Source organism: Micromonospora sp. NPDC048169 (genome assembly GCF_040652815.1).
Taxonomy (GTDB): domain Bacteria; phylum Actinomycetota; class Actinomycetes; order Mycobacteriales; family Micromonosporaceae; genus Micromonospora.
On record NZ_JBEZMS010000013.1, the window covers coordinates 127,786 to 149,551 of the forward strand.

Below are 21,766 nucleotides of genomic sequence, written 5' to 3' on the forward strand. Positions count from 1 at the left end.
CCCCGGCCCGGCGGGCCGTCCTGGTCAGGGACTGGTGCAGGTGACACCGCTGGGCGCGGTGGCGCCGTTCCCGGTGGCCGTGAACCCGAACGTCGTGGAGGCGTTCGCGCCCAGGGTCCCGTTGTAGTCCGCGTTGCGGACCGACACCGAGCCGGTGGTGCCCGTGTTGACGCCGCTCCAGAGGCTGCTGATCGCCTGGCCGGAGGCCAGGGTCAGGCGTACGGTCCAGCCGTTGAGCGTCGCGGCGCCGTTGTTGGCCACGGTGACCTCGGCCTGGAAGCCGCCCGGCCAGGTGTTCACCGTCCGGTAGGTCGCCGTGCAGGCACCCGGCTGACTCGGCGGCGGCGTGGTGACCGGCGGAGTCGTGGGCGGCGCGGTGGTGACCGGCGGAGTGGTCGGCGGCGTGGTCGTCGGCGGCGCCGTGGTCGGCGGCGTGGTGGACGCGAACTGGCTGAAGAACCGCCAGATCTCCGCCGACGTCCAGGTCCGGGAGTCGTTCGGGCTCGACGACCCGTCGACCGGGCTGGGGGTGTGGTCGCCGTCGAACGCGGCCCACTGCACGGGGTAGCCCTCACGGCAGCCGGAGTACGCGGTGGTGATGTGCGTGAGGCTGCCCCGGCTCGGCTCGCGCGGGCTCTGCGCGGTGCAGCCGTTGTTGCGGACGAACGTGTCCCGCAGCGACCGGCCCATGGAGATGTTCAGCACGCTGTCGTAGATGCCGTGGATGCCGAAGTAGGCGACCGGCTGGGTGCCGCCGTTGCAGCCGCTGAGGTTGGCGCCGGAGATGACGGTGACCGCGCGGACGACGTTGGGCCGGGCGCAGGCCACCGCGTAGCTCATCGCCCCGCCGTAGCTCCAGCCGAGCGCGAACCGTTGGGACGTGTCCACGCAGAGGTCGTTCTCGATCTGCCGGGAGATGTCGTCGAACAGAGTCAGGTCCCGGCCGTTGGTGTTGGCCCAGCCGTTGTCGATGCCCTGCGGCGCGACGAAGATCGTGCTGTTGTTCGACAACGGCAGCAGGCCGTAGTAGCCGGCCGAGGCGACGTTGTTCGCCGAGCCGTTCAACCAGTGGAAACCGAAGATCAGGCGGTACGGGCGGTTGCGGTCGTACCCGTCCGGGATGCGCAGGATGTAGCTGCGGTTCTGGCCGCCGCTGGAGATGGTGCGCGTACCGCTGGACAGCGTGGGCGCCTTGCCGCAGCCGGCTGTCGCCGCGAGCGTGCCGTTCGTCGACGCCTGCGCCGTCTCGCCGAGGCCGCCGTTGAGCGCGCCGCCGGCCGCCGCCGCGAGAAGCACCGCAGCGGCGGCGATGGATGAGAAGAGCCGTGTTCGTTTCGCCATTGACTGACTCCTTGCCCTTGGTGGCGGTGCAGGCCGGGCCGTCCGTCGATGCCGACGTCGCCTGCGAGAAGGGCGCGGAGCCGCGCGTGGGCCGGGGCCGAAGTCGTCCGTGGCCGCCTGCGTCGCGTGCATCGGCGGAGCGGCCCGGACTGGTCACCGACCGGCCGGGCGGCGAGGAGGGTGCCTCGGGACGCCTTGCCGGTTGTGGGGGTGACGGGGAGCGTGCCCTTCGCTCCCGTCCCGGAACATAGCAGGTTATCGATAACACATTCAACAGCTAACGCCGGGACGGGCCGTGCGGACCCGTCCCGGCGCTGGTTGCCGCGGTCTCGGCGGCCGGGCCGTGGGCCCAGCCTGTTAGCGATAACAGATGTCTCGCCGGCCCCGCCTCAGACCGCGCGGGCCAGGACGTCGTGGGCGGCTCGGGCCACGGCGGCGTCGATCATCCGGCCGTCCGCCGCGACGGCGACGCCGTGCCCGTGCCCGGTGACGGCGGCGAGACGCGCCACCACGTCCCGCGCGTCGGCCACCTCCTCGGCGGACGGGGTGAACACGTCGTTGATCACCGCCGCCTGCGCGGGATGGATCGCGGTGCGGGCCCGGAAGCCCTGCCGCAGCAGCATCCGGGTGCTCCGGTCCAGGCGCTCGGCGTCGCGTACCGCCGTCTCGACCGGACCCACCGGCGGCACCAGGCCGGCCGCGGCCGAGTGGAGCACCACAGCCGTGCGCAGCGGCCACAGCTCCTCCCGGTCCGGCCCCGGCCGCAGGCCCAGCTCGGCGGCGAGGTCCGCCTCGCCGAGGCCCAGCCGCAGGACCCGCGGCGCGGCGGCCACCCGGTCCAGGGTGAGCACGCCGCGCGCGGTCTCCAGCAGCGGCAGCACCCGCAGCGTGCCGGGCGGCAGCCCGCACGCCGACTCGGCCCGAGCCAGCGCCTCGGCCACCTCGTCGAGCAACTCCGGCTCGGCCTTGGGCACCACGACGCCGCGCAGCGCCGGGCCGGCCACCGCCGCCCCGTCGGCGGTGGCCGAGTCGGCGTTGATCCGCACCCACCACTCACCGTCGCGCCGCGGCGGGTCGGCCAGGAACGCGGCCACGTTGTCCCGGGCCTGCGACTTGGCGGCCGGTGGGACCGCGTCCTCCAGGTCGCAGATCACGGCGTCGGCGTCGGCCGTCGCGGCCTTGGCGAGCTTCCTCGGCTCGTTCCCGGGCGCGTACAGGTAACTGCGCGGCGTACGGGTCACGCCGGCCGGGCCAGGTAACGCCCGCGGGGCGTGCCGACCACGGCGCCCGCCTCCAGGATCCGCTCGCCGCGCAGGAACGTGTCGGTGACCCGGGCGTTCAGCTCGAAGCCCTCGAACGGGGTGTACTCCTGCACCGACTCCGAGTCGGCGGCCCGCACCGTCCAGGTGTGGTCGTCGTCGACCAGGCAGAAGTCGGCGTCGAAGCCCTCGGCGATGTCGCCCTTGGTGCGCAGCCCGAAGCGCCGGGCCGGGTTCCACGCGGTCATCTCGGCGATCCGGTGGTACGGCAGGCCGCGGCGGCGGCCCTCGGAGACGAGGCCGGGCAGCAGGTACTCGGCGCCGCCGAAGCCCGACTTCGCCACGAACACGTCGTCCCGGGGCTCGCCGAACTTCACCTCGTCGCGGCAGCAGGCGTGGTCACTGACCACCCAGTCGATCTTGCCGTCCAGGACGTACTCCCAGAGCGCCTCGACGTCCTCGCGCGGCCGGATCGGCGGGTTCACCTTGGCGCCCAGGTTCGCGGTGTCGATGTCGGCGAGCAGGTGCCCGACGGTGACCTCGCGGCGGAAGTCGATGTGCGGGAACGCCTGCGACATCCGCAGGGCGGCGTCGACCGCCTTGCGGGAGGTCAGGTGCAGCAGGTTGATCGTCGGCAGGCCGGTCTCGTGGGCCAGGTACGACGCGATGCTCACGGCCAGGCCCTCGGAGTGCGGCGGCCGGGAGGCGTGGTACGCGGCCAGCCCGGACAACGTCCCCTCCTCCTCCACCATCCGGGTGTACGCGTTCATGATCTCGGCGGTCTCGCAGTGCAGCGACAGCGAGATCTCGTCGGCCAGCTCGGGGAACCGCTCCCGGGCCGCCTGCACGCCGCGCATCACGAACTCGAAGTGCGCGTAGTCGTACCGCTCGTTCTCCGGGATCATCAGGAAACTGCTCTGGTCGGACGACCGGCCGTGCAGGCCGTGGCTGCCGTAGAACATGAACACCTTGAACGAGGTGACCCCGTGCCGCTCGACCAGCTCGGGGATCTCGCCGATGTGCTGCTTCGACATCGGCGCGAGGTGGAACGCGTAGTCCACGTGCGACCGCTCGGCGGTGGCGGCGAGCACCTCGGGGAAGAAGTCGGCGTACGCGCCACCCCGGTTCAGGTAGTACTGCCCGGTGCGCATGTAGGTGATGGCTGAGGTCACCCCGCCCTGGGCGCAGGCCCGGCTCTCCGAGGCGGCGTCCTGGTCCAGCGGGTTGTAGATCCCCCAGTGCTGGTGCGCGTCGACCACGCCGGGGAAGGCGAGCCTGCCGCCGCCGTCGACGACGGTCCGGGCCAGCGCCGGGTCGATGCCGGCGGCGACCCGCACGACGCGGCCGTCGCGGATGGCGATGTCCACCTGCCGCGGCTGCGTCCACTCGTGCCGCACCACGCGGACGTTTGTCACGAGGGTGTCAAAGGACGTCATGGGTTACTCCTTGAGGTGGGTGAGCCGGCCTCCAGGCGAGCCAGGGTCCGGGGGATCTCGTCGATCGAGTCGAGGGTGTCGAGGCGCAGCACCAGGTCCTCGACCCGGCGCGCGGCCTCGTCGGTGAGCCGGCCGGCGACGTTCTCCCGGAACTTCACCGCGAGTTCCTCGTCGCTGAGCGGGCGCTGCGGGCCGCCACGGTTGGCCAGCACCTCCTCGGTCCACTCCCGGCCGTCGTCCGTGCGGACCGTCACGATCGCCGGGAACTGGTTGGGAAAGATCGAGTCGCAGCGGTCGTCGGGGAGCACGTCGACGGTCGCCATCAGCGCGCGGCGGCGGGGATCGCGGGCCAGCTCGTCGGTGTAGTCGGTCAGCCCGACGCCGAGCCCGGAGCCGCCGAGCAGGCCCGCCACGACCGCGTACGGCCCGGAGAACTGCGCCTGGTAGCCGGTCTCCGGCGCCCGCTTGACCTCGATCGGCTGGCCGATCGTGCGGATCACCGCGGCGGGTACCCGCAGTTCGATGCGGCTGATCCGGTCCAGCGGCAGGCCGCGCTCGCGCAGCCGCAGCCCGGCGTCGATCGCGGCGTGGGTGAAGTGGTTGGCCGGGTACGGCTTGAAGAAGATCCCCGGCACCGACCACTCCTCGCCCAGCCGGTCGGTGACCTGGTCCAGGTCGACCTCGTCGCGGAGGAAGGCGCGGAAGAAGCCGAACCTGCCCTCCAGGACGGTCGGCGGGCCCGTGAAGCCGCGCTTGACGAGTTGCGCGGCGGTGACCGCCGAGTGCGCCGCCCATCCGCAGTGCAGTCGCTTGACGGTGCCGCCGGTGCGGTTGGCCTCGATGATGCCGGCGGAGAAGGAGGCGGTGACGCCGAGGGCGTTGGCGACCCCCTCGGAGCCCAGGCCGAACAGCAGCGCCGCCGAGGCGGCTCCGCCCATCGCCCCGCAGATCGACGTGGCGTGCTGCCCGTGCTCGAAGAAGACCGAGTTGCCCAGCTCGCGGTCGTACCCGGCCATGCCGAGACGGACGGCGACCTCCAGGCCGACCGCGACGGCGGCCGTCAACTGACCGCCGCTGGCCCCCGCCGCCTGGGCGGCGGCCAGCGCGGCCGGCACCACGCCGGCGCTGGGGTGCAGCACCGAGGGCAGGTGCGTGTCGTCGTAGTCGAGCGAGTGGGCGAGCACCCCGTTGGCGAAGGCGGCCTGCGCGGCCGGTACCGCCTCGGGCAGGCCGACGGCGTGCGCCTCGGGCCGGCCGCCCTGGTCGGCCACGAACCCGGCCGCCGCGGTGCTCGTCGGCAGCCGGTACGCGGCGACGCAGAGGCCCAGCACGTCGAGCACGCGCTGGCGGACGCTGTGCCGTACGTCGTCGGGCAGGCCGGTGTGCGTGGTGGCCGCGGCGAACGCGGCGAGCCGCTCGGCCAGCGTGGGCTCAGCCATGCCCGACCACCGCCAGCGGACGCACCGGCGAACCGGTCGCGCCGAACAGCGGCAGCGGCGCCAGGACCAGGGTGAACTCGTGTACTCCGGCGGCGGCCAGCTCCTCCAGCGCCATCGCCTCGATGATGTAGATGCCGCGTTCCACCAGGAGCACCCGGTGCGCCGGCAGAACGCTGTGCGCCGCACCCGGGCGCAGCCGCTCGAAGGCGATGGTGTCGGCCCCGACGGCGTGCACCGCGCGGTCGGCGAGCCACACCGCTCCGGCCTCGCCGACGCCCGGCACCCCGGACTCCAGGCCCATGTAGACGGTGCGGTCCTCGTGCTCGAAGAACCGGCCCCAGCCGCTGCGCACCAGGACGACGTCGCCAGCGCCGACGGGCGTGCCCTGGGCCGCCTCCGTGGCCGCGAGGTCGTCCGGCGTGATCTCGTAGCCGGCCGGGCAGCCGTCGCCGGCGCCGATCGCGCGGGGCACGTCCAGCAGCACGCCACGGCGCACCATCGGGGCGATCGTGTGCGCGCCGAGCTCCACGTACCGGCCGCCCCGGCCCGCCTCGACCGCGTCCGCCCCGCCGTGGAGCAGGCCGCGGTGCGAGACGTGGGCGAGCGCGTCGATGTGCGTGCCGACGTGCGTACCCATGGTGATCATGTCGTTCGCCGCGGAGCCGCCGTCGGACCGGACCATGTCCCCGTGCCGGCGGGGCAGGGAGTGCCAGTAGGCGGGGTGGTTGGGGGACTGCGGCATGCCGACGGAGAGCCGGCGGCCGAGGTCGTAGACGGTCACTCCGCCACGGACGGCCGCGAGCAGCGGATCGGCGACTGTGGCCTGGGTTGGGGGTGTCACGGGTTGTTCCTCACTCTTTTCGGAATCGGTCGACCGACCACGGGGGCGGTCAGGCGACGACCTTGCGCGCGCGCAGCTCGGCCAGGAACTCGGGCGTGCAGCCCAGCTCGGTGCCGAGCAGCTCGTCGGTGTCGGCGCCCAGGGCCCGTCCGGTGAACCGGATCGCGCCGGGCGTGTCCGACATCCGCCACATCACGTTGTGCATGCGCATCGGTCCGAGGTCGTCGTCCTGCACCGTGGTGATCATCTCGGTGGCACGGACGTGCTCGTCCTCCACCAGGTCCCGCGCGTCGTAGACGGGGGCGACGGCCGCGCCCGCCGCGCTGAACTCCCGCAACACCTCGTCGCGGGTACGCTCGGCGATCCATCCGCCCACGTACGCGTCGAGGAGGTCGGCGTGCGCGGCCCGCTCCCGGCCGGAGCGGAACCACGGCTCGTCGATGACCTCGGGGTGACCGACCAGGCGCAGGACCCGCTCGGCGATCGCCTGTGCGCTGGTGGACACGGCGACCCAGCTCCCGTCCCGGGTGCGGTAGGTGTTGCGCGGGGCGTTGTTCGTGGACCTGTTGCCGTGCCGCTGCCCGACGACGCCGAGCTGGTCGTACGCGATCGGCCCGGGGCCGACGGCGGTCATGATGGGTTCCAGCAGGCTCATGTCGACGACCTGGCCCCGGCCACCCCGGGCGTCGCGGGCGTAGAGGGCCATCACCGCGGCCGACGACGCGGCGATGCCGCAGATGCTGTCGGCCAGGCCGAACGCGGGCAGCGTCGGCGGGCCGTCCGCCTCGCCGGTCAGGTGGGCGAAGCCGCTCATCGCCTCGGCCAGCGTGCCGAAGCCGGGGCGGGCGGCGTAGGGGCCGGTCTGACCGAAGCCGGTGATCCGGACGATCACCAGCCCGGGGTTGACCTCGTGCAACCGGTCCGGGCCGACGCCCCATCGCTCCAGCGTGCCGGGGCGGAAGTTCTCCACCACGACGTCGGCGGTGGCGGCGAGCCGGAGGAAGAGGTCGGCGCCGTCGGGGTCGGAGAGGCTGAGCCCGACGGTCCGCTTGTTGCGCGAGATCTCCTTCCACCACAGCGGCACGCCGTCCTTGGCCTCGCCGTGGCCGCGCATGCTGTCCCCGGCGACGGGGTGCTCGATCTTGACGACGTCGGCGCCGTAGTCGCCGAGCAGTTGGCAGCAGAGCGGCCCGGCCAGAATGGTCGAGACGTCAAGCACCCGGATGCCGTGCAGCGGGCCGTGCCCGTCCGCCCGGTTCTCCCGTTCAGTCACCGCTGGTACCTCCTTACTCGTACGGTCCCGGTCATCCCGTCCACATCCCGCCGTTGACGTCGACCGTGGCGCCGTTGACGTAGCTCGCGCGTTCGCCGAGCAGGAACGCGATCGTCTCGGCGACCTCCGCCGGCTCGGCGGGCCGGCGCAGCGGCACCTGCCCGACCAGGTCCGACAGCTCCCGGGCGGACAGGCGCTCGGTCATCACCGACCGGACCGGTCCGGGCGCCACCGCGTTGGCCCGTACGCCCCGGCCGCCGAACTCCTTGGCGACGTTGCGGGTCAGCGCCAGCACACCGGCCTTCGCCGCCGCGTAGGCCGGCCCGGACATCGCGTTCCCGCCGTGCCGGCCGTTCACCGAGCTCATCAGCACGATCGCGCCGCCACCGGCCGCGAGCATGGCCGGCAGCACCGCCCGGACCACGACGTAGGCGCTGGTCAGGCTGTCGTCCAGCACCTGCCGCCACTGCTCGGGCGAGACGTCCAGCAGCCCGCCGTGCCCGACCGACCCGGCCAGGTGCGCCACCCGGGTCGGCGCCTCGGGGAGCGCGTCCAGGAACCGGCTGACCTGGCGCGGGTCGGCGGCGTCCACGCCGTCGGCCCGGTCCAGCACGTGGACCGTCTCCCCGTCGCGGCGCAGGGCGTCGACCACGGCGGCGCCGATCGCCCCGCGTCCGCCGACCACCAGCGAGGTCATGACCGGCGGGTCCGGGTGTTGACGCCGGCCAGCTCACCGGTGGGGGTGACGCGGCCGGACTCCACCGCGGCCAGCCACTGGTCGGTGGCCCAGAGCAGCGCGTTGGCGCCGCGCGGCAGCAGCAGGTAGCTGATCGCCTCGGCGATGTCCCGCTCCCGCACCCCGGCGGCGTACAGCCGGTCGAGGTGGTGCAGGAACGCCTCCTCCTGCTGGTGCACCGCGTGCACCACCACGGCGATCAGGTCGGCCTCACGGCCGGACAGGTCCGGCGCGGCGGCGGCGAGCAGGGCGTGGTACCGGGCGAAGCCGTCCATCGGCAGCGTGGCCGCCCAGGCCCGCGCGGCGAAGAAGATCGGCCGCCACGCGGCCGCGGCCCCGGCCACCGCCGTCGCCTGCGCCATCTCGTCGGTGGTGAGCCCCGCGGCGTAGCCGCGCTCGACGTGCAGCGTGCCCACCGCCTCCTCGTCGGCGACGAGCAGACCGACCCAGATCAGCTCCCGCTCGCGGGCCGACAGGTGCCGCTCGTCGAGGGTGAACCGGCGGTAGAGCCGGGTGTACGCCTCCAGGAAGCCGGGCTCCGTGCGGGCGTACACCTCGTGGTACGACAGCAGGTAGCCGCGCTCGGCCCGGATCGCGGCGAGCTGATCGGGCTCGCTCATCGCTGCGACGGCCCGAGGCTCGGGGTCAACGAGGCGTCGCGGTCGTAGAAGGCGGGGATGAGACTGCCCAGGTCGTGGCCCGGCAGCGGGTCGCGGTAGTCAGTGCTGCCGAAGTCGTTCTTGCGGATCAGGGAGAGGTTGCCGGTGCGGCTGTAGAGCGGGCCGTGCCAGGTCTGCGGGCTGCGGAAGAAGTAGCCACCGGGCTTGACCACGCCACGGCGTCCCAGCATCAGGTCCCCGGCGATCTTGAAGGACTCCTCGTAGACCGGGTGCTTCTCCTCGTTGATCGCCGTGTATCCGGGCAGCATCCCGACCAGGAAGACGATGCCGGCCTCGTCGCGGCGCAGCCACCGGATCCGCACGTCGGCCGGCTGCGGCTCGTCGCCGCGCCAGCCCATCGACACCCACTCGTCGCGGGTCTCGTGCATCACGGTGAGCGTCCCCGACCCCGGTCCGGCGGCGAATTCCGGCGTGCTGTGCGGGCCGAAGTACAGCACCGTCTCACCGACGCCGGGCACCCAGTCGAGCTCGGTCATCGCCTGGGCGTGCAGGTAGGTGCCCGGGGCGTACGGCTCGTCGTTGACGGTGCCCCGGCCGGCGATCACGAAGATGTCGGCCTGGGCGCTCAGCACGCCCTGCTGCCGGTTGGTGAAGGCGAGCAGCTCGGTGCGGGCGCCGTCCTCCTCGTCGACCGAGAAGGTCTTGCGCAGGCCGCCGCCGTGGCCCGAGCCGAACTGACCGCCCGGGACCGGGGCCCAGGGCAGGTCTTGGGTCGAGATGAAGTCGACGTCAGGGCGATTCCACATGTCAGTCTGCACACCTTTGCCTCGGGGTTCCTGGGTGCCCATCCGAGATAAGGATTGTTCCTGTCAAACGAACGGTGGTTTCCCAGGCGGAACAAGGTGGATACTGTCGTGCCACTGCCCGGCCTGTCAACGGTTCGGGCCAAGTCTCGAAAACGATCAGCGAACTGGAAGGCGGTGGCTGTCATGGGCGACGAGCCGAATCGGATCGACGTGTCGGCGGGCGGTAACGGCGGTGGCGGGGTCGCGGCGCTGGTGCCGCCGGAGAACCCCACGGTGGCGACCGAGCTGCGCGCTCTGCTGCCCGCTGCGGTGGATGTCCGGATCGCGCCGCTGCCGCAGGTCCCGGGCACGTTGAAGGAGCGGCTGCTCGGCTACAACGACGCGCTCACCTCGACCACGAGCACGCTGCTCCCGGCCCGGCCCGACGTCTCCTACTTCGCCTGTACCGGCTCGTCCTACCTGGTGGGAACGGATGGCGACGCGCGGCTGCACGAGGCGATCGACGCGGCGGGCGCCGGACAGGGGCTGACCGCGGCCCGGGCGATCCTGGAGACGCTTGCCGAACTCGGCCGCACGCGGGTGCTGGTCGTCTCGCCGTACCCCGACTGGCTCACCGACCTGGCGGTCGCGTACTGGACCTCCGCCGGGCTCACCGTGGCCGGCGTGGAGAAGGCGCCGGCGCCGAACGGGATCTACGCGATCACTCCCGCCGAGGTCACCGCCCTGCTGCGTGAGCTGCGGCCCGACCCCGAGACGGTGGTGCTGCTCAGCGGCACCGGCATGCCCACCGTCGAGGCCATCGCGGCGGTCGGCGGCGAGCTGGGCGTACCGGTGCTCTCCTCGTCGGTGGCGGCGGCGTATCGCGCCCTGCGTCGCCTCGGTCAGCCGGCGGCCTCGTCGTCGTGCCTGGTCAACGACCTGGTCGGCCGCTGGAGCTGAGCGGGCCGGGCGTTTTGTTTCGGCTGCTTTTCCACCCTTGACGGGGCTCGGGACCAGCCATTAGCGTCCCGGCATACACAGCGGACCGGCGTTCCACTGAGGCGAACGAATCCGCTTTCCCACTAAACCTACGCCCCGGCACCGGGCCGCCAGGAGGTGACGAACGATGCACGGCTGGCGAGCCCGAATCGGCTTGATCGTCCCGCACGTCAACATGACGATGGAGCCGGAGATCTACTCGGTACTGCCCCGCGGCGCGTCCGCACACGCGGCCCGGATGGTGATCCCCCGGCTCGACCCGGCCGGTCTGGTCACCATGGCCGACGACGCCCTGCGCGCCGCGGAGCAGTTGTCCGAACTCGACGCCGACGTCGTGGTCTTCGGCTGCACATCCGGCAGCTTCGTCGGCGGCCACGAGTACGAGACCGACCTGGTCGGGCGGATCGCCGAGCGCGCGGGCTGCCCGGCGCTGTCCACGTCGGGGGCCGGCGTGCAGGCGCTCCGCGCGCTGGGCGTCACCCGGATCGCCGTCGCCACCCCCTACGACGACACCATCAACCAGCGACTGCGCGAGTTCTTCACCGCACACGGGCTCGACGTGGTCAACCTGGTCGGTCTGGGCCTGCGTGAGCGCGTCGCGCACTTCCCGCTCGCCCGCACACCGGTCTCGGCCATCGCGCAGCAGTCCGAGGAGGTCGTCTACCGACTCGCTCGTGCCGCTGCCCACCCGGACGCCGAGGCGCTGTTCATCAGTTGCACGAACCTCTCCACCCTCGGCGTGGTCGCCGAGCTGGAGAGCGACCTTTCCATCCCCGTGGTCACGGCCAACCAGGCCAGTATCTGGGCCGCCTTCCGGGCGGCCGGACTCGGCGACTCGCCGGCGGCGTTCGGCGCCCTCGGCCGGCACTGAGCGCGCCACCTCCTCTCACTTACTCGTTTCCCCCGGGAGTAACCATGTCTTCTCTGTCCCGTCGCAACCTGCTCCGGCTCGGCGCCCTGGCCGGCGCCGGTGGCCTGCTGGCCGCCTGTTCCCGTCCCGACGGCGCCCCGGCCGCCTCCGGCGGCGGCAACTCCGGCGGCCCGTACACCACCATCCGATCGACAGCGACCTCCTACATCTGGGCGCCGTTCCTCGTCGCCGAGAAGAAGGGCTACTTCGCCGAGGAGGGGCTGCAGCAGAGCGGCAAGGTCGCCGGCCAGGGCGTGGTGGCGAACATCGTGCTCGCCGGTGACGCCGAGTTCGTCGTCGGCTCGCCGATGGACACCATGAAGTCCACGGCGGTGGGCCAGCCGCTGATCAGCTTCTGCGGCATGGTGACCACCCTGGCCACGAACATCGTGGTCAGCGCCGAGTCGTTCGAGAAGGCCGGACTGTCCGACTCGAGCACGCCCGAGCAGCGGGGCGCGGCCATGCGCGGCATGAAGCTGGCCTCCACCGGCGTCGCCGGCACCCCGGACCTGCTGATCCGCTACGTCTCCAGCAACCTGGGCAAGCTCGACCCGAACAAGGACCTGCAGATCGTGCCGATCCAGGGCGGCGGCTCGGCGATGCTCGCGGCGGTGAAGAACAAGCAGATCGACGGCATGGCGATCTCGTCGCCGATCTCCGACCAGGCGATCTCCGACCTCGGCATGAAGTACCTCTACGACATGTCCAAGGACCCGGTCCAGCCGCTTGTGGGCTTCCCCTACATCATGGCCTCCTGCAAGAAGGACTTCCTGGAGAAGAACCCCGAGGCCATCGCGTCGTACTGCCGGGCGATCCAGCGGTCGCTCAACTTCATCCAGGCGGAGAAGGACGAGTTCCGCGACCTGCTCGGCGGCATCTTCACCGACATCAAGCCCGAGGTCTTCAAGACGGCGTTCGAGTCGAACTACCCGATCTACGGCAAGAGCATCGTCCCGACCCCGGAGCAGTACGAGCAGGCCAAGGAGTTCGTGGTCACCGCCTTCGAGATCAACGGCAGCGTCAGCGAGGCGGCCGCGGCCAAGAAGATCGGCTTCGACGACACCTGGAACGCCACCATCGCCCAGCAGGCGTTCGACAAGGTCGGCACGTCCTACTGAGCTGCCCCGCCCATCGCCGGCCGGGCCGGCTCCTCGACGTTGGGAAGACGATCGTGACCACGACTTCGGTACCAGGGGTGAGCTCCACCCACATCAAGAACTTCGGAGATCTCAAGGCCGCGGCCCGCAACGGGGCACGGCAGGCCGTGTGGGACTTCCTGGAGGGCGGCGCGGGCGCCGAGCGCAGCGTCGCCGCCAACCTCGACGAGTTCGACCGGTGGACGTTCCGGCCGCGGATCCTCACCGGCAGCAAGCCGCCGTCGCTGGAGACGACGTACCTGGGCTGGCCGCTGAAGATGCCGGTGGCCACCGCGCCCTTCGGCGCGGACGGGCTGTTCCACCCGGACGGCCAGCTCGCGGTGGCCGGCGCGGCGCAGGACGTCGGCGCGCTGGCCCTGGCGCCGCACGTCTCCACCCACCCGCTGGAGAGGATCCGCGAGGTGGCACCCGAGTCGGCGCTGATGTTCCAGCTCCACCCGGTCGGCAGCCTGGTCAACTTCCGGCGGCTGGTCCGCCGTGCCGAGTCGGCCGGATACCGCGGTCTGGTGATCACCGCCGACTGCCCGACCGCCGGTTACCGCGACCGCAACCTCGCCAACCAGTTCGTCTACGAGGACGTCATGCGCGGCAACTACCAGGGCGAGACGGGCCACGCCGAGGAGATGTTCGGCGAGTTCCGCGCCATGAGCCAGCCGGTGTGGACGTTCGACTACCTGGCCGAGGCGCTCAGCGAGACCTCGCTGCCGGTGGTGATCAAGGGCGTGATGACCGGCGAGGACGCGGTGCTCTCCGCCGACATGGGCGCGGCCGGGGTGATCGTCAGCAACCACGGCGGACGGCAGCTCGACTGCACCCCGGCCACGCTTCGGCAGCTGCCCGAGGTGGTGGACGCGGTGGGCGGCCGGATCAGCGTCGCCGTCGACGGCGGCATCCGGCGCGGCACCGACGTGCTGAAGGCGATCGCCCTCGGCGCCGACCTGGTGGTGGTGGGCCGGCTCGCGGCGATGGGGCTGTGTGCCGGCGGTCGCGACGGCGTACGGCGGGCCCTGGAGATGGTCGCGGCGGAGATGGTCAAGTCGCTGGCCCTGCTCGGGCGATCGAGTCTGGCCGAGGTCGACCGTTCCATGCTTCAGCCGGCCTGACAGCAGATACGGGAGAAGTCGGATGTCTACTGACAAAACGGGGACCGCCCGCAACGCCGTCGTGTCGGCTGAGGGCGTGTCCATGACCTACCACGGGCGTCGTGGCCCGGTGAACGCCCTTTCCCGCGTGGACTTCAACCTCTGGGAGGGCGAGTTCGTCGCGCTGCTGGGGCCCTCCGGCTGCGGCAAGTCGACGCTGCTCAACATGGTCTCCGGGCTGATCACGCCGACCAGTGGGTCGCTGACCTACCGCGGGACGCCGATCGACGGCCCGAACACCAGCATCGGCTACATGACCCAGCGGGACTCGATCCTGCCCTGGCGTACGGTCGCCGAGAACATCGAGCTGCCGCTGCAGATCCGCCGGGTGCCGGCACGGCAGCGCCGGGAGAAGGTCGCCACCTACATCGAGATGGTGGGCCTCAAGGGGTTCGAGAACACGTACCCGGCGGGTCTGTCCGGCGGCATGCGCAAGCGGGTGGGCCTGGCGCAGGCGCTGGTGTACGAGCCGGAGACGCTCCTGCTCGACGAGCCGTTCGGCGCGCTCGACGCGATCCTGCGCCTGCGCATGCAGGCCGAGCTGCTCTCGCTGATGGAGAAGCTCGGTGCGGCGGTGCTGTTCGTGACCCACGACATGGACGAGGCGATCACGCTGGCCGACCGGGTCGTGGTGATGAGCGCCCGCCCGGCCCGCATCGTCGACGTGATCGAGGTCGACCTGCCCCGCCCACGGGACCTGGAGCAGCTTCAGTTCACCGCGGAGTACCAGGAGGTACGCCGCCGGGTCTGGCACAACCTCGGGCGGGAGATCCACGCCGGCGAGAAGGAGATGGCGAACCCATGAGTGACACCGAGACGGTCAGCCGTGGCGCGGTCACCGCGCCGGCCGCCGGGCCGGCCGCCGCCAAGCCGCCCCGCAAGCTCAATCCGAAGATCAAGATCGCGCTCGGCCAGATCGCCGTGGTGATCGTCTGGCTCGGCTCCTGGCAGTGGATGTCCGGCCGGCTGATCGACCCGTTCTTCACCAGCTCGCCCGGCGCGATCGGGCAGCAGCTTCTGGAATGGTTCCGTACCGGGTCGATCTGGCCGCACCTGCTGATCACGTTGCAGGAGTTCGGCGCCGGTCTGGCGATCGGCAGCGTGGCCGGCGTGCTCGTCGGCTTCACCCTGGGCCGGCTGCCGACGACCGCGGCGGTGCTCAACCCGTTCGTCACAGTCGTCTACAGCATGCCGAAGCTCGCCCTGGCCCCGCTGTTCGTGCTCTGGTTCGGCATCGGGTTCGGCTCGAAGATCGTCCTGGTCGGACTGATCTCGTTCTTCCTGGTCTTCTACAACACGTTCACCGGCGCGCGCGACGTCGACCCGCTGTTCATCAACTCACTGCGGATCATGGGGGCGAACCGGCTGACCATCTACCGCCGGGTCGTCATGCCGTCGGCCGCGGTGTGGGTGATGACCGGCCTGCGCATCGCCGTGCCGCAGGCCGTGATCGGCGCTGTCGTCGGTGAGCTGATCTCGTCCAACCAGGGCGTGGGTTACGTCATCGCCAACGCCGCCGCGTTCTTCAACACCACCGGCGTGCTGGCCGGCGTCGCGCTCGTGGCGTGCGTGTCGGTCATCCTCTCCCAACTGATCATCGTGCTGGAACGCTGGGCGACCCGCTGGAAGCAGGGCTGAGATGAACCCGACCGCCGCGCTCGCGCGCTGGGCCGCCGACCTGCGGTACGACGATCTCTCCGCCGACGTGGTCGGGCGGGTACGCGGGCTGCTGCTCGACCACCTCGGCGTGGCGGTGCTCGGCAGCACCCGCGACCACCACCGGCGCTGGGTCTCCAACGAACTGCGCATGGGTGGCGGGGAGCCGGGCCTGAGCACCGTCGTCGGCACCGCCCTGCGCGTGGCGCCGGACCGGGCGGCGTTCCTCAACGGCGTCGCGGGCTCGTCCGGCCCCAACCTCGACGACGTCTGGCACGGCTCGCTCGGGCACCCGGGCGTGGGCACGTTCCCGGCGCTGCTGGCGCGCGGCGAGGAGGTGCGGGCCTCCGGCCCGGCGCTGATCGAGGCGGCGGTGGTCGGATACGAGGTCACCATGCGGATCGGCACCGCTCTCGGCCGCTCGGCGTTCGACCGGGGCTGGCATCCGCGGGGCGGGTGCAACACGGCGGCCGCCGCCGTGGCGAGCCTGAAGGTGGGCGGCGAGCAGCGGGCCGAGGTCTACCAGGCGGCGATCGGCCTGGCCGTCAACGCGGCGGCGGGCGTGGTCGGCGCGTCGTACTTCTCCGACGCCTGGTACGCCCTGTCCGGCCAGGCGTCCCGGGAGGGCCTGCTCGCCGGTCTCGCCGCGCGCGCCGGACTGTGCGCCACCGACGAGCCGCTGGCCGCCGACCGGGGCTACCTGGCCGCCGCCTCCGATCAGGTCGACCTCGACAGCCTCACCGAGGGGCTGGGCGGCGAGCCGATGCTGATGCGGGCGGGCCAGAAGCTCTACCCCTCGTCCGGCGCGACGCACGCCGCGCTGGAGGCGGCGGTGGCGGCCCGCGCCGAACTCGGCTGCGACGCCGCCGAGATCGTGGAGATCAACGGCTGGGGTTTCCGGGAGATGGTCGACGTGCTCGGCCGGGCCCATCCGTCGACGGCGCTGGCCGCGAGCATGAGCACCCCGTACGTGGTCGCCTGCGGAGTCCGCGACGGCGGATTCGACCTGTCCCATCTGGACCCGGGCCGGATCGCGGACCCGGAACTCGCGCGCCTGCAGTCGGTGACCCGGCTGGTCGTCGACGACCGGCTCGACCGGATGCCGCCCCGGCACCTCGGCGCCCGGATCCAGTTGGTGGCCCGGGACGGGCGGCAGGCGACCGCCGAGGTGCTCGCCGCGAGCGGGCACGCGGGCAATCCGCTCGGGTTCGACCGGGTCGCGGACAAGGTACGGCGGCTGCTGGCCGGCTGCTGGCCGGAGGCCTCTGTGGAACGGCTGGTCGAGCGGGCGGCCGCGCTGCCCGCGACGGATGTCGAGGCGCTGATGCGGGCGGTCCGGCTCGGCGATTAACGTGTCCGCGGCATTCTCCGGCAACATAGACGCCAACTGTTCTGTAAGGAGCCTTCGACATGGCCCCAGTGGATACCGGTCCGGCTGGCGCGGAGATCATCGTTCAGTCCCGGCCCGGCCGGCGACCGGAGCCGGGCGCGGAGCCGGAGGGGGAGGACGGCCGGGCCCGCTCCGGGCTGGCCCGGACCTTCGCGATCATCAATCTGCTGGCCTCCCGGGCGCCCGAGGCGCTGGGCGTGTCGGCGATCGCACGTGACCTCCGGATTCCCAAGGCGGTCGCGCACCGGATCCTCAAGGAGCTGGTGACGGACGCGTTCCTCGCGTTCGACGAGGGGACAAAGCAGTACCAGCTCGGCCCGGGCGCGCTGACCGTCGGCCTGGCCGCGCTGCGGACCCTGGACGTGCCGAAGACCGCCCGTCCCTATCTCGAACGGCTCGTCGAGCTCAGCGGAGAGACGGCAACGCTCTCCATCCGGCAGGGCTGGCAGCGGGTGTACGTGGACCAGGTGCTCTCCCCGCACGAGGTGCGGATGTCGGTGGCCCTGGGCCGGATGTACCCGCTGCACGCCGGGTCGTCCTCCAAGGCGATCCTCGCCGCGCTGCCCGACGAGACGATCGAGGAGTTCCTCACCCAGCACCGCCACGCCAGCCTCACCCCGCGGACGCTCACCTCGGCCGACGCGTTGCGTGACGACATCGCCGGCATCCGGGAGCGGGGATACGCGGTGAGCTTCGGCGAGCGGCAGGCCGGCTCGGCGAGCGTCGCGGCGGCCATCCGCAACGCCTCGGGCGACGTGGTGGGCGCGGTCTCGCTGTGCGGCCCGCGGGAGCGGCTCGCCGAGCAGACGCTGCGGCACGGCGCCGCGGTGGTCGAGGCGGCCCGCGCCGTGTCCCGCGACATCGGCTACCGCGGACCACTCTGACCGACGGCCGGCTCCGACCCGCGCGGCGGGTTCGCGGAGTCCGGCCCGCCCCTGACCGCGCGGACCGCCGCGCGAACGATGACCCCGGGTGTCCCTCCCGGGGTCATCGGCGTTTCAGCCCTCCGCGCGGTCCGTGTTCATAACGTTTCAGTGAAACCATGTGAACGCTGCCATCCTGGCCATCCCGCAGTTCGGGAGCCTTCATGGTTCATCCTGCGAGCGCCATCGTGAACATCTGTTCACCCTATTGTTCACTGCTGCCTAATCCGGTAGAACACCAGGTAGGTCCGCAGCTCGGGCCATTCGCCTCGTGCTTCTAGGAGGGCTTCTCATGGCTCGTTCACACCGTCCGGGCGCCTCCTCGCCCGCGCTCTCCCGCCGCGGCGTCCTGCAGTTGGGTGGCAGCGTCGCGCTCCTGTTCGCCACCGGTGCCTGCGCCGCGGACAGCGGCAGCAAGTCAGGCGACGGCAAGTCCGGCGGCGCCTCCGCCAAGACGCTGCGCATCGCCGTCTCCAGCTACCTGTCGAGCTGGGACCAGGACTTCGTCGGTTTCGACCTGACCGCGCTGATGCTCTACAAGAACGTCTTCCCGTACCTGGTCGACTACGGGGTCACGAACGCCGGCGGCAGCCAGATCCTCGACACCCAGAACATCACCCCGACGTTCGCCGAGTCGTTCGAGCCGGACGCCGAGCAGAAGGTGTGGACCCTCAAGCTGCGCCGGGGCGTGAAGTTCGCCAGCGGCAACGAGATGAAGGCCGCCGACGTGAAGTGGTCGAAGGACCGCGCGTTCGCCGCCCAGGCCAACGTGGCCGGCGTCTACCGCACCATCGGCCTGACCAGCGCGGACCAGGTCAAGGTCGTCGACGACTACACGGTCGAGTTCCACCAGGCGTTCCCGAGCGCCCTGACCCGGCAGATCCAGGCGATCTCGCTGTACGTCTTCGACTCCGTCGAGGCCAAGAAGCACGCCAGCGGCAGCGACCCCTGGGCCAAGGAGTGGTTCGCGAAGAACCCGCCGACCGGCGGCTACTTCAACGTCGCCAAGGCCACCCAGGGCCAGGAGATCGAACTCAGCGCGAACACCGGATACCCGGGTCCGGACCCGGCCAAGACGCCGACCATCCGGATCTCGGTGGTGCCGGCCGCCTCCAACCAGCGGCTCCAGCTCCAGGCCGGTGACATCGACATCGCCCTGGGCATCAGCCAGCGCGACATCCAGGACCTGAAGAAGGCCCCGGGCATCAAGGTCATCTCGGCGGCCAGCAACCGCCAGGTCGCCATCCAGATGTCGGTCACCGCCGCGCCGTTCAACGACGTGAACGTGCGCAAGGCGCTCGCCTACGCGGTGCCCTACGAGCAGATCATCAACAACGTGTACGGCGGCGACGCCCGCCCGGCCAAGAGCCCGGTCCCGCTGGACATGCCCGGATACGACGAGAGCGGCTACCCGTTCACGCACGACCTGGACAAGGCGAAGGCCGCGATGGCCGCCTCCGGCCGGGCGTCGCTCGACTCCGAGCTGGTCTTCGAGGCCGACAACGAGGAGCAGCAGAAGATCGCCGTCCAGGTGCAGAGCGAGGCGGCCAAGGCCGGCATCCGGCTCAAGCTGACCCCGCTGGACCCGGCGACCCTCGGTGAGCGGCGGACCAAGAAGAACATCCCGCTCCAGATCACCTCCGGGCAGCTCTGGGTCGACGACGTCGAGTACATGCTGGCGACGAGCTTCGTCAAGGGCGCCAACCTCAACTACTCGAACTACAGCAACCCGGAGATCGAGCAGATCTACGAGAAGTCGCACACCACCGTCGACACGGGCGCCCGCAACGCGCTGTGGAAGCGGGTCCAGGAGATCCTCGCCGCCGACGTGCCGTGGGTGGTCATCTGCCAGCCCAACTTCAACCTGCCCGTCCGGGAATCCGTCGCCGGCTGGGTGCAGCCGATGGACGGCCTCGCCCGCCTGCGCTACCTGAGCGCATCGGCCTAGGAAACGTCACCCCTCCATGCGAATTCTCCGGTTTGTCGTCAGGCGACTACTCCAGCTGATCCCCGTTCTGCTCGGAGTGGTCGTCCTGGCCTTCCTCCTGGTCCGAGTGCTGCCGGGCGACCCGGTCCGCAGCATCCTCGGGCAGAACGCCACCGAGGAGGACGCCGCCGCGGCCCGGGCCCGCTTCGGGCTGGACCAGTCCCTCTGGCAGCAGTTCCTCGACTACCTCGGAGGGCTTCTCACCGGTGACTTCGGGACCTCGATCCAGAGCGGCAGCTCCGTGGGTTCGGAGATGGCGCTACGGGTCGGTCCGACGCTGGAGCTCGTCGTCATCTCGGTGAGCATCGCGCTCGTGGTGGCCACCGTGCTGGGCATCTGGTCGGCCAAGCGGGCCAACCGGGCCGGCGACCACAGCGTCCGGATCTTCGCGCTGGTCGGCAACTCCGTCCCGGAGTTCTGGCTCGGCCTGGTCCTGGTGCTCGTCGGCTACAGCATCCTCGGCTGGTTCCCGGCACCGAACGGCCGGGTGGACCCGGACACCGGCCTGACCCCGCTCACCGGCGCCGACCTCGTCGACGCCGTCCTCACCGCCAACGGGCCGGCGATCGCCTCGGCCGCGGCGTACCTGGTGCTGCCGGTGCTGACCCTCGTGGTCGGCGTGGTCGCCCCGCTGCTGCGCAGCGTCCGGGCCTCCGCGCTGGAGGTGCTGCACTCGGAGTCGTACGCCGCGGCCAAGGCCCACGGGCTGCGCGACCGCACGCTGCACTACGGCTACCTGCTGCGCGCGACGCTGGTCCGGCTGCCGTCGCTGGCCGCGCTGGTCTTCGGTACGGCGATCGGCTCCACCGTGCTCGTTGAGTACGTGTACTCGTGGCAGGGCTTCGGCCAGTGGGCCCTGCGCGGCCTGCTCTACCGGGACTACCCGGTGGTGCAGGCGTCGGTGCTGGTCATCGCGTTGTGCTACGTGCTGGTGTTCCTCATCGCCGACGTGGTCCACGCGATCCTCGACCCGAGAGTGAGGCTCTGATGGCCGAGCTGCGAACCGTCCCCGACGGTCCCGCCGCCGCGCCGGTGGTCGTGCCCGGCGGCGACCGGGACAGCCGTTTCGCCCGCCGCATGATCATCGCCGGGGCGAGCATCCTGTCGGTGGTCGCGCTGGCGGCGGTGTTCGCGCCGCTGCTGAGCCAGTGGGGCGAGACCGAGATCGACGCGGCGAACACGCTCGTCGCGCCGGGCGGCAGCCACCTGCTCGGCACCGACGGCAACGGCATGGACATCTGGAGCCGGGTGCTCTACGCCGCCCGGCTCGACCTGGGCATCGCCCTGGCCGCGGTGGCGCTCGCGGTGGTCGTCGGCACGCTGCTCGGCCTGGTCGCCGGCTACTTCGGCGGCTGGCTCGACGACGTGCTGATGCGGGTGGTCGACATCTTCCAGTCGTTCCCCACCTTCATCCTGGCGCTGGCGGTGGCCGCCCTGCTCGGCAACGGCACGATCAACCTGATCATCACGATCGCGGCGGTGAACGCGCCGGCGTACGCCCGGCTGGTCCGCGCCGAGGTGCGGTCGCTGCGGGAACTGCCGTTCGTGGACGCCGCGATCACCTCCGGGGCGTCGCCGGTCGGCGTGCTCTGGCGGCACCTGCTCCCCAACAGCCTCACCCCCGTCCGGGTCATCGCGCCGCTGAACTGCGGCTGGGCCATGCTCACCCTGGCCGGGCTCTCCTTCCTCGGCCTGGGCGTGAGCATCCCCGACGCGGAGTGGGGCGCCATGATCAGCCTCGGCGCCGCGGACGTGGTCGGCGGCCGGTGGTGGACCTCGGTCCCGCCCGGCCTGGCCCTGTTCGTCTGCGTTCTGGGCTTCAGCCTGCTCGGCGAAGGCCTGCAGGACCGCGCCAACGCGAAGCGGCGGTGA

Annotated in this window: 20 protein-coding genes; 11 read left to right on the plus strand and 9 right to left on the minus strand. The window is 71.8% G+C overall.

Features of this window, described 5'->3' with window-relative positions; genetic code table 11:
* Positions 1-24: 24 nt before the first annotated feature.
* The 9 genes from AB0D28_RS14450 to AB0D28_RS14490 all read right to left on the minus strand — a co-directional run bounded on the left by AB0D28_RS14450 (position 25) and on the right by AB0D28_RS14490 (position 9,751).
* Positions 25-1,341 (minus strand): cellulose binding domain-containing protein, encoded by a 1,317-nt coding sequence (locus AB0D28_RS14450; protein WP_357385807.1) that lies wholly within the window; start codon positions 1,339-1,341, stop codon positions 25-27.
* Between the two features lie 389 nt (positions 1,342-1,730).
* The gene (locus AB0D28_RS14455; protein ID WP_357385809.1) at positions 1,731-2,582 is read right to left on the minus strand and encodes a CoA ester lyase; all 852 of its coding nucleotides are present in this window, start codon (positions 2,580-2,582) and stop codon (positions 1,731-1,733) included.
* The gene (locus tag AB0D28_RS14460) at positions 2,579-4,036 is read right to left on the minus strand and encodes a dihydroorotase family protein (protein ID WP_357385811.1); all 1,458 of its coding nucleotides are present in this window, start codon (positions 4,034-4,036) and stop codon (positions 2,579-2,581) included. The genes AB0D28_RS14455 and AB0D28_RS14460 overlap by 4 nt, the downstream gene beginning before the upstream one ends.
* Positions 4,033-5,475 (minus strand): MmgE/PrpD family protein, encoded by a 1,443-nt coding sequence (locus AB0D28_RS14465; RefSeq protein WP_357385813.1) that lies wholly within the window; start codon positions 5,473-5,475, stop codon positions 4,033-4,035. Before AB0D28_RS14465 ends, AB0D28_RS14460 begins: the two co-directional genes overlap by 4 nt.
* Entirely contained in the window at positions 5,468-6,316 is an 849-nt protein-coding gene (locus AB0D28_RS14470) for a cyclase family protein (RefSeq protein ID WP_357385815.1), read from the minus strand. The genes AB0D28_RS14465 and AB0D28_RS14470 overlap by 8 nt, the downstream gene beginning before the upstream one ends.
* 49 nt (positions 6,317-6,365) lie before the next feature.
* Positions 6,366-7,589 (minus strand): CoA transferase, encoded by a 1,224-nt coding sequence (locus AB0D28_RS14475; protein ID WP_357385817.1) that lies wholly within the window; start codon positions 7,587-7,589, stop codon positions 6,366-6,368.
* Between the two features lie 31 nt (positions 7,590-7,620).
* Complete coding sequence (locus AB0D28_RS14480) at positions 7,621-8,286, minus strand: SDR family NAD(P)-dependent oxidoreductase (protein ID WP_357385819.1); 666 nt, start codon at positions 8,284-8,286, stop codon at positions 7,621-7,623.
* Positions 8,283-8,945 carry a carboxymuconolactone decarboxylase family protein gene (locus tag AB0D28_RS14485; RefSeq protein WP_357385821.1) on the minus strand — a complete coding sequence of 221 codons (663 nt, stop codon included), beginning with the start codon at positions 8,943-8,945 and terminating at the stop codon, positions 8,283-8,285. Before AB0D28_RS14485 ends, AB0D28_RS14480 begins: the two co-directional genes overlap by 4 nt.
* Complete coding sequence (locus AB0D28_RS14490; protein ID WP_357385823.1) at positions 8,942-9,751, minus strand: hypothetical protein; 810 nt, start codon at positions 9,749-9,751, stop codon at positions 8,942-8,944. The genes AB0D28_RS14485 and AB0D28_RS14490 overlap by 4 nt, the downstream gene beginning before the upstream one ends.
* 183 nt (positions 9,752-9,934) lie before the next feature.
* Here AB0D28_RS14490 and AB0D28_RS14495 point away from each other — a divergent pair, with 183 nt between their 5' ends.
* From AB0D28_RS14495 to AB0D28_RS14545, 11 genes are all read left to right on the plus strand, one after another.
* The gene (locus AB0D28_RS14495; RefSeq protein WP_357385825.1) at positions 9,935-10,690 is read left to right on the plus strand and encodes a hypothetical protein; all 756 of its coding nucleotides are present in this window, start codon (positions 9,935-9,937) and stop codon (positions 10,688-10,690) included.
* Positions 10,691-10,856: 166 nt separating this feature from the next.
* Complete coding sequence (locus AB0D28_RS14500; RefSeq protein WP_354874058.1) at positions 10,857-11,600, plus strand: aspartate/glutamate racemase family protein; 744 nt, start codon at positions 10,857-10,859, stop codon at positions 11,598-11,600.
* A 44-nt stretch (positions 11,601-11,644) separates the two neighbouring features.
* The gene (locus tag AB0D28_RS14505; RefSeq protein ID WP_357385828.1) at positions 11,645-12,757 is read left to right on the plus strand and encodes an ABC transporter substrate-binding protein; all 1,113 of its coding nucleotides are present in this window, start codon (positions 11,645-11,647) and stop codon (positions 12,755-12,757) included.
* Positions 12,758-12,810: 53 nt separating this feature from the next.
* Positions 12,811-13,899, plus strand: a complete 1,089-nt coding sequence (locus AB0D28_RS14510; protein ID WP_357385830.1) for an alpha-hydroxy acid oxidase — start codon at positions 12,811-12,813, stop codon at positions 13,897-13,899.
* Positions 13,900-13,921: 22 nt separating this feature from the next.
* Positions 13,922-14,743: an ABC transporter ATP-binding protein gene (locus AB0D28_RS14515; protein WP_357385832.1), complete on the plus strand. Its 822-nt coding sequence runs from the start codon at positions 13,922-13,924 to the stop codon at positions 14,741-14,743.
* Positions 14,740-15,576 (plus strand): ABC transporter permease, encoded by an 837-nt coding sequence (locus AB0D28_RS14520; RefSeq protein WP_357385834.1) that lies wholly within the window; start codon positions 14,740-14,742, stop codon positions 15,574-15,576. Before AB0D28_RS14515 ends, AB0D28_RS14520 begins: the two co-directional genes overlap by 4 nt.
* A 1-nt stretch (position 15,577) precedes the next feature.
* The gene (locus tag AB0D28_RS14525) at positions 15,578-16,945 is read left to right on the plus strand and encodes an MmgE/PrpD family protein (RefSeq protein WP_357385836.1); all 1,368 of its coding nucleotides are present in this window, start codon (positions 15,578-15,580) and stop codon (positions 16,943-16,945) included.
* A gap of 59 nt (positions 16,946-17,004) precedes the next feature.
* Entirely contained in the window at positions 17,005-17,868 is an 864-nt protein-coding gene (locus tag AB0D28_RS14530; RefSeq protein WP_357385838.1) for an IclR family transcriptional regulator, read from the plus strand.
* A gap of 331 nt (positions 17,869-18,199) precedes the next feature.
* The gene (locus AB0D28_RS14535) at positions 18,200-19,855 is read left to right on the plus strand and encodes an ABC transporter substrate-binding protein (RefSeq protein ID WP_357385840.1); all 1,656 of its coding nucleotides are present in this window, start codon (positions 18,200-18,202) and stop codon (positions 19,853-19,855) included.
* A 16-nt stretch (positions 19,856-19,871) separates the two neighbouring features.
* Entirely contained in the window at positions 19,872-20,882 is a 1,011-nt protein-coding gene (locus tag AB0D28_RS14540) for an ABC transporter permease (protein WP_013474645.1), read from the plus strand.
* A complete protein-coding gene (locus AB0D28_RS14545; protein ID WP_357385842.1) occupies positions 20,882-21,766 on the plus strand; it encodes an ABC transporter permease in 885 nt (294 codons plus the stop codon). Before AB0D28_RS14540 ends, AB0D28_RS14545 begins: the two co-directional genes overlap by 1 nt.

Coding starts and splice junctions, on each gene's coding strand:
- AB0D28_RS14450 (WP_357385807.1), bottom strand. CDS start 1,341: ATGGCGAAACGAACACGGCTCTTCTCATCCATCGCCGCCGCTGCGGTG.
- AB0D28_RS14460 (WP_357385811.1), bottom strand. CDS start 4,036: ATGACGTCCTTTGACACCCTCGTGACAAACGTCCGCGTGGTGCGGCAC.
- AB0D28_RS14465 (WP_357385813.1), bottom strand. CDS start 5,475: ATGGCTGAGCCCACGCTGGCCGAGCGGCTCGCCGCGTTCGCCGCGGCC.
- AB0D28_RS14480 (WP_357385819.1), bottom strand. CDS start 8,286: ATGACCTCGCTGGTGGTCGGCGGACGCGGGGCGATCGGCGCCGCCGTG.
- AB0D28_RS14485 (WP_357385821.1), bottom strand. CDS start 8,945: ATGAGCGAGCCCGATCAGCTCGCCGCGATCCGGGCCGAGCGCGGCTAC.
- AB0D28_RS14490 (WP_357385823.1), bottom strand. CDS start 9,751: ATGTGGAATCGCCCTGACGTCGACTTCATCTCGACCCAAGACCTGCCC.
- AB0D28_RS14495 (WP_357385825.1), top strand. CDS start 9,935: ATGGGCGACGAGCCGAATCGGATCGACGTGTCGGCGGGCGGTAACGGC.
- AB0D28_RS14500 (WP_354874058.1), top strand. CDS start 10,857: ATGCACGGCTGGCGAGCCCGAATCGGCTTGATCGTCCCGCACGTCAAC.
- AB0D28_RS14505 (WP_357385828.1), top strand. CDS start 11,645: ATGTCTTCTCTGTCCCGTCGCAACCTGCTCCGGCTCGGCGCCCTGGCC.
- AB0D28_RS14515 (WP_357385832.1), top strand. CDS start 13,922: ATGTCTACTGACAAAACGGGGACCGCCCGCAACGCCGTCGTGTCGGCT.
- AB0D28_RS14520 (WP_357385834.1), top strand. CDS start 14,740: ATGAGTGACACCGAGACGGTCAGCCGTGGCGCGGTCACCGCGCCGGCC.
- AB0D28_RS14525 (WP_357385836.1), top strand. CDS start 15,578: ATGAACCCGACCGCCGCGCTCGCGCGCTGGGCCGCCGACCTGCGGTAC.
- AB0D28_RS14530 (WP_357385838.1), top strand. CDS start 17,005: ATGGCCCCAGTGGATACCGGTCCGGCTGGCGCGGAGATCATCGTTCAG.
- AB0D28_RS14535 (WP_357385840.1), top strand. CDS start 18,200: ATGGCTCGTTCACACCGTCCGGGCGCCTCCTCGCCCGCGCTCTCCCGC.
- AB0D28_RS14540 (WP_013474645.1), top strand. CDS start 19,872: ATGCGAATTCTCCGGTTTGTCGTCAGGCGACTACTCCAGCTGATCCCC.
- AB0D28_RS14545 (WP_357385842.1), top strand. CDS start 20,882: ATGGCCGAGCTGCGAACCGTCCCCGACGGTCCCGCCGCCGCGCCGGTG.